Origin of the sequence: Methylibium sp. (assembly GCF_013817365.1) — a bacterium.
In the GTDB taxonomy this organism is placed as follows: domain Bacteria; phylum Pseudomonadota; class Gammaproteobacteria; order Burkholderiales; family Burkholderiaceae_C; genus Methylibium.
In genome coordinates, this window is record NZ_JACDCU010000236.1 from 1 (window position 1) to 6,339 (window position 6,339).

The 6,339-nt window shown below is 68.4% G+C and carries 4 protein-coding genes and 1 pseudogene; 1 reads left to right on the top strand and 4 read right to left on the bottom strand.

Translation table 11 applies throughout. The annotated features are described in order from the left end of the window. The 4 genes and pseudogenes from H0W38_RS14120 to H0W38_RS14135 form a co-directional block, all read right to left on the bottom strand. A pseudogene (locus tag H0W38_RS14120) lies at positions 1-510 on the bottom strand (3-isopropylmalate dehydrogenase); the annotation flags it as partial. Positions 511-627: 117 nt separating this feature from the next. Continuing rightward, positions 628-1,380, bottom strand: coding sequence for a HesA/MoeB/ThiF family protein (locus H0W38_RS14125; RefSeq protein WP_292455128.1), 753 nt, complete (start codon positions 1,378-1,380; stop codon positions 628-630). A 160-nt stretch (positions 1,381-1,540) separates the two neighbouring features. After that, complete coding sequence (locus H0W38_RS14130; RefSeq protein WP_292455130.1) at positions 1,541-2,986, bottom strand: S41 family peptidase; 1,446 nt, start codon at positions 2,984-2,986, stop codon at positions 1,541-1,543. Positions 2,987-3,115: 129 nt separating this feature from the next. Continuing rightward, on the bottom strand, positions 3,116-4,228 hold the full coding sequence (locus tag H0W38_RS14135) for an ABC transporter ATP-binding protein (protein ID WP_292455133.1): 1,113 nt from the start codon (positions 4,226-4,228) through the stop codon (positions 3,116-3,118). A 98-nt stretch (positions 4,229-4,326) separates the two neighbouring features. On the opposite strand from H0W38_RS14135, the gene H0W38_RS14140 reads away from it, so the two are divergent. Further along, entirely contained in the window at positions 4,327-5,955 is a 1,629-nt protein-coding gene (locus H0W38_RS14140; RefSeq protein WP_292455136.1) for an iron ABC transporter permease, read from the top strand. The last annotated feature ends 384 nt before the right edge of the window (positions 5,956-6,339 follow it).

The following is a 6,339-nucleotide window of genomic DNA, read 5'->3' on the forward strand; positions in this document are numbered from 1 at the left end:
GTTCAGGCCGATGCTGGGGCCACCGGCATCGAAGGCGCCGCGGTTGCCGGCTTCCATGATGCCGGGACCGCCGCCGGTGACCACGGCGATCGGCTGGTCGAGCCGCTTGGATGCGGTGGTCACCATGCCGGCGAAGCGCCGTGCCTCTTCGTAGTGCTGCGACATCACCAGCTGCATCTCGGCACGGCGCAGGCCTGCGGTGTCGCCATCGGCTCGCGCTGCTGCGACTCTCTGCTGCGCCAGCTCGCGCGCCGGAATGCGCGCGCTGCCGAAGATCACGACGGTCGCCTCGACGCCGTGCTCGCGCTGCACCAGCTCGGGCTTGAGGAGCTCGAGCTGCATGCGCACCGGCCGCAGCTCCTCGCGCAGCAGGAACTCGCTGTCGTCGAAGGCCAGCCGGTAGGCGCTCCCGGGCCCGGCATAGCGCGAATCCAGGGGGACTGCGGCGACGTCTTCTTCCGCGGAAGGAAAGTTGCGCGCGAGCAGGTCGTTGTGAATGTCGTCGTTCATGCAACAAGCTTACCGTGGCGACGCGGCGCGATGCCGCTCATCGGCGAGGCAGGCGCGCGCCGCAGTCGCATGAGCTGGGAGCTTCGTCGATGCGCCGCCGCAGTGCGGCCTCGAGCCTCAGCGGGGCGGTGAACACACCGGGCAGCCCTCGCGCCGGGCCAGGCGGATCTCGGTCCATTCCATCGCGCGGCCGTCGAGCATCTGCAGCCGTCCAGCCAGCGAAGGCGTGATGCCGATCAACAGCTTGAGCGCTTCGGCCGCCTGCATGCTTCCGACGATGCCCACCAGCGGCGCGAACACGCCCATCGTGGAGCAGGCCACCTCCTCGAAAGCCGCGTCTTCGGGGAACAGGCAGGCGTAGCAGGGGCTCGCTTCGTCGCGCGAGTCGTAGACGGAGATCTGGCCGTCGAAGCGGATCGCCGCGCCGGCCACCAGCGGCTTTCTGTGCGCGACGCAGGCGCGGTTGACCGCGTGTCGGGTGGCGAAGTTGTCGCTGCAGTCGAGCACGACATCGGCCTGGCGCACCAGCGCATCGAGCCGCTGCGCATCGGCACGCTCGATCAGCGGGTGCACGCGCACGCCGGGGTTGATGGCGGCGATGCTTCGAGCCGCGGACTCGGCCTTCGGCGTGCCGACGCGCGCCATGTCGTGCGCAATCTGCCGCTGCAGGTTGGTGAGGTCCACGCTGTCGTGATCGACCACGGTGATGGTGCCCACGCCTGCCGTGCCGAGGTAGAGCAGGGCAGGCGAGCCCAGGCCGCCGGCGCCGATGACCAGCGCATGCGCATCCTGCAACCGCTGCTGGCCTTCGATGCCGATCTCGTCGAGCAGGATGTGGCGGCTGTAGCGCAGCAGCTGGTCGTCGTTCATGCTTTGAGGATAGCGGCTGTGCTCGGCTCGGCATCACCGTCGCGGCAGCCGTGGCGCAGCAAGGCGCGGTCACGCGCTCGGCACGCGTCACGTTCGGGTTTTGCCGCGGCCAGCAAAAAGCCCGCCGAAGCGGGCTCTGTTTCAACCGGCGCCTGCGGCCTCAGTTGACCGTGGTGTCCTCGACCTTGCGCTCGATCGCGGTGCGCGAAACCATCACCGTCTTGCCCTTGAGGCGGTTGAGCGCCTGCTGCAGCGGGAAGTCCTCGGCGCTGCCGAACTCGGGCAGGGGCTTGGGCGCCTTGTCCTTGTCGGCCGCGTTATTGGCTTCCTCGAGCTTCTTGAGCGCTTGTTCGCGGGCCTTCTCGCGTGCCGGGTCCTTGACCTCTTCGCCCTGGCCGCTGGAGATGTGCTTTTCCAGGTCGGCCTCGCGGGTGCGCAGCGCGGCAAAGATGTTGCCCTCGGCCGTCTCGTCGAGCCAGATGTCTGGGACGATGCCGGTGGCCTGGATCGAGCGGCCGTTGGGCGTGTAGTAGCGGGCGGTGGTGATCTTGAGCGCCGTGTCGGTCGAGAGCTGGCGCACCGTCTGCACCGAGCCCTTGCCGAAGGTCTGGCTGCCCATGATGGTGGCGCGCCTGTGGTCTTGCAGCGCGCCGGCCACGATCTCGCTGGCCGAGGCAGAGCCTTCGTTGACCAGCACCACCAGCGGCACGCTCTTGATGCCCTCCGGCAATCGGCGCAGCGGGTCGCTGCCGCGACGCGCGTAGAACTCGGGGCTGGCCTTGAACACCGCCTTCGATTCGGCGATCTGGCCGTTGGTGGAGACCACGGTCACGTCGTCGGGCAGGAACGCTGCCGAGATGGCCACCGAGGCTTCGAGCAGGCCGCCCGGATCGTTGCGCAGATCGAGCACCATGCCCTTCAGGTTGGGCTCCTGCTTGTACAGCTCGGTGACCTTGCTCGCGAAGTCCGTGACCGTGCGGTCCTGGAACTGGCTCACGCGCAGCCAGGCGTAGCCGGGCTCGACGATCTTCGAGCGCACGCTTTGCATGCGGATTTCTTCGCGCGTGATAGTCACGGGAAAGCTGCGGCTCTCGGCCTTGCGGAAGATGGTCAGCATCACCTTGGTGCTGGGCTCGCCGCGCATCTTCTTGACGGCCGCGTCGAGCGTCAGGCCCTTGACGAAGCTGTCGTCGATCTTGGTGATGAGGTCTCCGCTCTTGATGCCGGCGCGAAAAGCCGGCGAGCCTTCGATCGGCGAGACCACCTTGACCAGGCCGTCTTCCATACCGATCTCGATGCCCACGCCCACGAAGCGGCCGCTGGTGCCTTCGCGGAATTCCTTGAAGGTCTTCTTGTCGAAGAACTGCGAGTGCGGGTCGAGCCCGGCGACCATGCCGCCGATGGCGTCGGTGATCAGCTTCTTCTCGTCGACCGGCTCGACGTAATCGGTCTTGACCATGCCGAAAACCGCCGCGAGCTGCTGCAACTCTTCGAGCGGCAGGTCCGCACTGGGGTTCTGCCCGGTGGCAGGCAACTGCATCGTGGTCAGCGCACCGGCGACGGCGCCGAGCGCGATCCAGCCTGCTACTTTGGTCTTTGCACCCATGACGTCGCGCATCCTTTCAGGAAAGTCAAGGCCAGTATAGGACTGGCCCCGCACCTCTGAGTGCGCAGGGGCGCTGAAAGTTGCCTGCAATTCGCGGGCTTTTCGGCAAGGGTTCGCACCCGCGCCGCATCAGATCGGCTGGGGTGTCGGCAGCTCGCGCGCAAACGTCACCACGTGCTCCACCTCCGCGCGTATGCCGATCCATTCGCCGAGCTGATGGTCGTGGTGCGAGGGCACGTGCGCGAGCACCTGCTCGCCGCTGGCCAGCCGCAGCGTGTAAAGGAACTCGGAGCCGCGAAACGCCTTGCGTTCGATGCGTGCCTTCACCGGGCTGGCGTCGTCGTGAATGATGTCGTCGGCCCGAAGCAGCACCTCGCACTCGCCATGCGCATAGGCGCTGGGCACCGGGCATTCCTCGAGGTCGCGAAAGTCGCCGAGCGGCGTGCGCACGCGTGGACCGGCGCCGTTTTCACCGGCCACGATGCGCGCCGGCGTGAACACGCCATGGCCGATGAAATCCGCCACGAAACGGGTGGCGGGGCGGTGATACAGGTGATAAGCGTCGTCCCACTGGTCGAGCCGGCCGCGGTGCATGACGCCGATCACATCGCCGAGCGCGAAAGCTTCGAGCTGATCGTGCGTGACGAACAGGGCGGTGGTGCCGGTTTTCTTCAGGATGGCGCGCAGCTCTTGCGCGAGGCGCTCGCGCAAATCGACATCGAGGCTCGAGAACGGCTCGTCGAGCAGGAGCAGGCGGGGCGCCGGGGCCAGTGCACGCGCGAGCGCAATGCGCTGCTGCTGGCCGCCGGAGAGCTGGTGCGGCGCTCGCCGGGCGGCGCCGCTCAGACCCACCAGCTCAAGCAAGTCGGCGACCCGTGCCTCGCGCTGCATGCGCGGCAGGTTCTGGATACCAAAGGCCACGTTCTGGGCCACGCTCAAATGCGGAAATAGCGCGTAATCCTGAAACACCATGCCGATGCGGCGCGCTTCGGGCGGCAGGTGCAGGCCCTGGTCGGCGTCGCCCAGCACCTCGTCGCCGAGCGCGATGCGCCCCCCGGCCAGCGGCTCCAGGCCGGCGATGGCGCGCAGCAAGGAGGTCTTGCCGCAGCCCGAGGGGCCGATGAGCACGCCGATCTGACCGTGTGCCAACCCGAAGGACACGCCGTCCACGGCCGACCGTTCGCCGCCGCCGGAGGCGGTGGCCGCGTAGCGAATGCAGACCCGGTCGAGTGACAGCAACATGGCCACTATCATATCGAGAGTATTGAAAATGCAAGTCGTTCGTATTCCCGTTGTCTCAGTGAGCGTCGAACGCCTCGACCGGCGAGCCTGCCTCTGACATGCGCCGCCTGGCCGTCGTGCTGTGTGCGCTGCTGGCGCTGCCGCTGCTCGGCATCGCAGGGGCTTGGCTCGCTCCGCAGGCGGACAGTCTCGAGTTGCTGCGCCATCAGGCCACCACGGTGCTGCCGGGTTATGCGCTGACCTCGCTGCTGTTGACGCTGGGCGTGGCGGTGGGTGTCGGCGTGCTCGGAGGCGCCACCGCGGCGGCGGTGAGCTTGTTCGACTTCCCGGGCCGGCGCCTTTTCGAGTGGGCACTGCTGCTGCCGCTGGCCATGCCGGCTTACGTGCTGGCCTACGCCATGACCGATTTCCTGCAGTACAGCGGCCCGCTGCAGACCGGCCTGCGTGAACTGACCGGAGCCGAGGGCGCGCTGTGGCCCGACGTGCGCAGCCTGCCGGGCGCCATCGTCCTGTTCACTCTGGCGCTCTATCCCTACGTGTACCTTCTCACGCGAGGCGCACTCCTCGAACGCGGCCTGCACCTCATGGAAGCGGCGCGGCTGCTCGGTGCCGGCCTCGGCCGACGGGTGCGCAGCGTCGCGCTGCCGCTGGCCCGCCCGGCGCTGGCCGCGGGTGTGGCACTGGCGCTGATGGAAACGCTGGCGGACTACGGCGTCGGTTCCTATTTCGGCCTGGGCACCTTCACCACCGGCATCTACAAAGCGTGGTTGTCGATGGACGACCGCCTCGCCGCCGCTCAGCTCGCAACCGTGCTGTTGGTCGTGGTGGGCGTGCTGCTGTGGGCGGAGCGGCGCGCGCAGGCGCGGCTGCGCTATGCCAGTTCACGCAGCGGCGGCGGCCGCGGCAGCGAAGCCCGCGCCGTGCAGCTGAGCGGTCGGCACGCCGCGCTGGCGGTGGCCTTGTGTGCCACGCCGGTGCTGCTCGGCTTCGTGCTGCCGGTCGCGGTGCTGTTGCATGGCGTGTGGCGCGAGGCCAGTTACGGCGGCGTCGAAGGCACCGGCGGCCTGCCGTGGGGGCGTTTCGCCGGCTGGGCCTGGACCAGCCTGAAGCTCGCCACCCTGGCCGCGCTGGCGGCCGTGGCGCTGGCACTGCTGATCGGCTTTTTGCTGCGCACCCGCTCCGCCGGGCTGATTCAGCCGCTGGCTCGGCTGGTGTCCCTCGGCTATGCCGTGCCGGGTGCCGTGATTGCCGTCGGCCTGCTGTTGCCGCTGGGCTGGGTGCAGGCGGCTGCGCCGGGCTCGGCCGCGGCCGGCTGGGCGCAGCTTGCCGTCACCGGAAGCATCGGCGGGCTGCTCTACGCCTACCTGGTGCGCTTTTCGGCCGTGGCGCTGCAGTCGGTGGAGGCCGGCTATGCGCGCATTCCGGCGAGCTTCGACGACACGGCACGCACGCTGGGCGCCGGCTCGGCGAGGCTCTTCTTCGGCGTGCACGCGCCGCTGCTCACGCGCGCGGGCCTGGCCGCCGGCCTGCTGGTCTTCGTCGACGTGATGAAGGAATTGCCGGCCACGCTGGTGCTGCGGCCCTTCGACAGCGACACGCTGGCCGTCGTGGCCTACCAGCTGGCTCGCGACGAGCGGCTCGCCGAGGCGGCGCTGCCCTCGCTGGCGATCGTGGTGGTCGGGCTGCTGCCGGTGGTGATGCTGTCGCGGGCGATGCGCGAACGCTGAAGAAGCCGCAAGAGACCCGGCGCGCGCCGGGTTCCGTGTTTTCAAGCCCTACCTCTCAGGATTCCTGCGCCGCTGCTTGCGGGCTAAGGTCGGCGCCGTCGATTCGACGGCCATTCGCCTCTCCGGCGAGGTCCGGATGCTCCGCTCGGGCAAACCGAGCTTCGGGTGAGCAGCCAAAAATCCCTTCACGACAGAAAGAAGCAATGAGAACACCCATGTTCAAGTCCCTGACGCTCGCCATTGCCCTGGGGCTGGGCACGAGTTCGGCACTGGCCGTCAACGTCGTCGACCTCGAACTCGCCTTGCTGGTGGATTCCTCCAGCAACATCAATGCGAGCAGGTTCGCGTTGCAAAGGGACGGCTATGCCGCAGCTTTCAACAACC